Annotated in this window: 6 protein-coding genes; 2 read left to right on the forward strand and 4 right to left on the reverse strand. The window is 62.8% G+C overall.

From position 1 onward, the window contains the following. From EOA60_RS23590 to EOA60_RS23600, 3 genes are all read right to left on the reverse strand, one after another. The coding region (locus EOA60_RS23590) for a peptidase C39 family protein (protein ID WP_128311975.1) at positions 1–722 on the reverse strand (722 nt) is incomplete at its 3' end. A 207-nt stretch (positions 723–929) separates the two neighbouring features. Further along, positions 930–1,724 carry an anti-sigma factor gene (locus tag EOA60_RS23595; RefSeq protein WP_067321126.1) on the reverse strand — a complete coding sequence of 265 codons (795 nt, stop codon included), beginning with the start codon at positions 1,722–1,724 and terminating at the stop codon, positions 930–932. Next, complete coding sequence (locus tag EOA60_RS23600) at positions 1,721–2,239, reverse strand: RNA polymerase sigma factor (RefSeq protein ID WP_066998131.1); 519 nt, start codon at positions 2,237–2,239, stop codon at positions 1,721–1,723. Before EOA60_RS23600 ends, EOA60_RS23595 begins: the two co-directional genes overlap by 4 nt. A 245-nt stretch (positions 2,240–2,484) precedes the next feature. Here EOA60_RS23600 and EOA60_RS23605 point away from each other — a divergent pair, with 245 nt between their 5' ends. Together EOA60_RS23605 and EOA60_RS23610 are read left to right on the forward strand one after the other, a co-directional pair. Then, complete coding sequence (locus EOA60_RS23605; protein ID WP_066997434.1) at positions 2,485–2,730, forward strand: type II toxin-antitoxin system VapB family antitoxin; 246 nt, start codon at positions 2,485–2,487, stop codon at positions 2,728–2,730. Beyond that, complete coding sequence (locus EOA60_RS23610; RefSeq protein ID WP_095823677.1) at positions 2,730–3,158, forward strand: type II toxin-antitoxin system VapC family toxin; 429 nt, start codon at positions 2,730–2,732, stop codon at positions 3,156–3,158. The genes EOA60_RS23605 and EOA60_RS23610 overlap by 1 nt, the downstream gene beginning before the upstream one ends. A gap of 3 nt (positions 3,159–3,161) precedes the next feature. On the opposite strand, the gene EOA60_RS23615 is transcribed toward EOA60_RS23610, so the two are convergent. Continuing rightward, a partial coding sequence (locus EOA60_RS23615; protein WP_128311977.1) for a DUF2339 domain-containing protein occupies positions 3,162–3,643 on the reverse strand: 482 nt, incomplete at its 5' end.

The raw sequence follows: 3,643 nt of genomic DNA on the forward strand, positions 1-3,643 counted from the left end.
GACTGCAGGAACAGCGCGCCGTGAAAGGATACGAAGATCTCGGCGGCAAGCCCGCTTTCATAGCCGGCAACCGCCAGGCCGAAAGGCTCGCAGCCGCCCGGCCCCGACATCATGAATACCGTGGTCGCCTCGCGCCACAGGCGTATTTCCATGACCGGATCGGGCACGAAGCCGGAATCGAAATTGGCCATTGCCATCATCAGGCAGCACGGACCGCAGGTGAACTCGCAGGTCTGCTGGTAAAACGGCACCCCGGTGCTGGTCGGGACATCGCCGCGCAGCGTCTTTTCGTAACGCAGCGCGGTGGCGCCGTCCTCGTAATAGTCGGGCTCGCGGCCGATTTTTCGGTAGCCTGCCTGCTCGTAGATGCCGATGGCGCGCTGATTGTCCTCGCGAACCTCGAGCCGCAGCATCATGCGATCGTGTTCATAAGCCGCCTCTTCGGCCGCGGCCAGCAGTTGGCGGCCGATGCCGAGATTGCCGAAGAACGGACCGACGGCGATGGAATAGAGCCGGGCCACGCCGCTGCCCTTGCGAAACAAGACCACCGCGTAGCCGGCGACATGGCCGTCATTCTCGGCCACCAGCATCTCGGCGGTCTCACGCTCGATCAACTGGCGAAAAGAGCGGCGCGACAGGCGATCGCTTGAGAAAACAGCCTTCTCGATGGCGGCGAGGTCATCGACGTCCGACGCGCGGGCCTTGCGGATCTCGGCAGGCATGCGGGGTTTGGGAGAACCTCGATTGGATTAAAGGAAACGGCCCCGGTCAAAAGCAGCACCCCGGCCGAAGCGCCGGTCTTCATCAAGCGCTATCGCTCCTTGATTAGGGCCGAATTGTGACAGGTTCCGCGGCGGCAGAAAAGCACCACGGCTTTGAACTGAACCACTAATTCGAAACAGCGTAGGCCGTTGAAAACAGCCGCCTCCTCAGCTCGAAATACCGGCCAGAAGCTGGCCATAGGCGCTCTTGGCGACCTCCGACAGACGCTCCGGCGGCAATGTGCCGACGACGGCGCAGCCATAGCCCTTGTCCAGCCAATACACCGCTTCCGGACCGTCAGCCTCGGCCGTATAGGTTCCCTTGGTGGTCTGCGATGATTCGGCGGTGACGAAGAGCGAGATGCGCTCGCCCTTGGCGTCCTCGTAAAGCAACATCGCGGCCTTGCCACGCTCGCCCGCCGGCAACAGCCGGCCGCCGACGAGTGCGAAGCCCTCGGCCGCGAGATCGGGCGCCACCAGCTTCAGCCCTACCCGGTTGGACAGCCAGGTCTGCAGATGGTCCTTGTCGCTTGCCGGCACCTCAACCGCGTGACGCTTCTCGGCGGCGTAGATGAGATGGGCGGAAATCGCCTGCTCCGCAAGTTGGTCGTCGCTCTCACCGCTGCGGCCAATGCCGTCGATGCCGGCGAGATAGCCACCGAACCCGCCGACCATCAGCACGGCTGCCGCCGCCGCCGAAAGCCACCAGCGCGAGCGCCAGGCAGGCGTCCGCGCCGGCGCTTCGCCAAGCACCGCGTGCCGTAGCCTTGCCGGCACCGGTTCGTCCATCACGCCGGCCAGGGCGGCGCGGAGCGCCGCACGGTCGGCTATGTAACGGGCGCTCTTCGCCTTCATTTCGGGATTGGCTTCGAGCCAGGCGTCATAGGCCATGCGCTCCTCGCCCGGCAGCTCGCCATCGAGGGCCATGTGGATATCGCGTTCGGTGAAATCGCGCCGGGTCATCGCTCGACGATCCTTATCGAGCGGCGGCGCGAGGAGTCGTCCAGCAGGCCGCGCAGTTCCTCGCGGCCGCGCGCGATGCGCGACATCAGCGTGCCGGCCGGCACGCCCAGGATGTTGGCGGCCTCGGCATAGGAAAAGCCTTCGATAGCGACCATGACCAATGCCGCACGGCGATCGGGGCCGATCGCCTGCAGGGCATCCATGATCTCGCGCGAGGCTATGCTTTCGACCTGATCGGCGGGCGCGGCCTGGGCTTCGCCGGCTTCCAGAGGCAACATTGCCGCCTCGCCTCGCCGGTTAACCTTGCGCATCTGGTCGATGAACAGATGATGCATGATCGTAAACAGCCACCTCCTGGGGCTTTCTCCAGTTTGCCAGTTGTCGAGCCGCACAAGCGCCCGCTCGAGGCAGTCCTGGACGAGATCGTCGGCGGAATCGCGGTCGCGCAGCAACGAGCGCGCGTAGCGGCGCAGACGCGGTATCTCGCTCAGGATCGCTGCCTTCTTGTCGTCCATGACCGCTTGTTTCGTGGTCGTCTTCCATTCGATTGAACGCGCCTTCCCGGCGCGGCGCAAGCAGCCAGCACGAAGCGGACCACCCGCTCCGGTACCCAAGCACCTGGATAACGCCGGCGGATGCCGGTTTATTCCCGGCGCGAGCGGAACCGGAACCAAGGTTGAATACCGGTTCTGGCCATTGTATATTCGTCATTGAATATCTTGCATATTCATCTTAGAATATACGCCGGAGGAATTCGACAATGTCTTTGTATATCCGCGATGACGAGGTTGACGCGCTGGCTCGTCAGCTGCAGTCCGCGATCAAGGCGCCCACGAAGACTGAAGCCGTGCGGATCGCGCTCAAGCGTGAGCTCGAACGGGCACATGCCGTCCTCCCACTAAGCGAGCGCATTAGAAAGTATCAGGACGCAGCGAGGGCGCTCGGTCCGGACGACCTGGACTTCGACATGAAGAAATTCATGGACGAAGGATGGGATGACCTCTGATGTTTCTCGATGCTTCCGCTATCATCGCTATCATATCGGAAGAGCCGGATGCGAACCGCCTTCTTAGGAAAATGGAAGCCGCCGAGAAGCTTTATTTCTCGCCGAGTTCCGCATTCGAGGCGATTGTTGGGATAGCTCGCAGGAAATCCGTAGCGGAAAACGGCGACCAGCTTCCGACGCCACCCGTCCTGATCGAACGATGTCAAATCATCGTCTTGGGTTTCCTGGCCGAACTCAAGGCCGTTGAGGTCCCGCTGGACACGCGGATCCGAGAACTCGCTGTAAGGGCCGCGCAAGATTATGGTCGATATGTGGGCCACCCAGCCAAACTGAATTTCGGCGACTGCTTCAGCTACGCATGCGCCAAAGCCTATCGCGTACCTCTGCTCTACAAAGGCAACGACTTCTCGCAGACCGATCTGGCCTGACCTTTATTCGGCTCCTAACCTCGCCGCCCTTGTCAGCAGACGCTGATAGAAAAGTCCGATGCCGATCAGCACGGCGCCCAGACCGATGAAGGAGAGTGCGCGCAGCACGCCTTCCAGCTCCGACATGTCGAAGAGGAAGACCTTCAGCACGGCGACCGCTATGAGCACGGCCGAGGCAATGCGCAGCACCTGCGACCTCAGCCAGACGCCGGCGGTCAGCAGCGCCACGCCGATGACCAGCCAGAGCGCCGAATAGGTATAGGTCTCAAGCTGGCCGAGGCCGCTCCACAGGCCGATAAACTCGCCCTTGAACAGGCGCCGGACCGACAGCGTGGCGTAGGCGAAGGCGAGCAGCGAAGCGACCAGCGCCAGCATCGCGGCATACCATCTCGGGCGCCTCTCGCGGACATAAAGCGCCAATGCTCCTGCTGCGACCGCCGGCAGCAGATAGGCGAGCAACAACAGGTTGAAGAACGGGACGGCGC

The organism is Mesorhizobium sp. M1A.F.Ca.IN.020.06.1.1, from assembly GCF_004023265.1.
Taxonomy (GTDB): domain Bacteria; phylum Pseudomonadota; class Alphaproteobacteria; order Rhizobiales; family Rhizobiaceae; genus Mesorhizobium.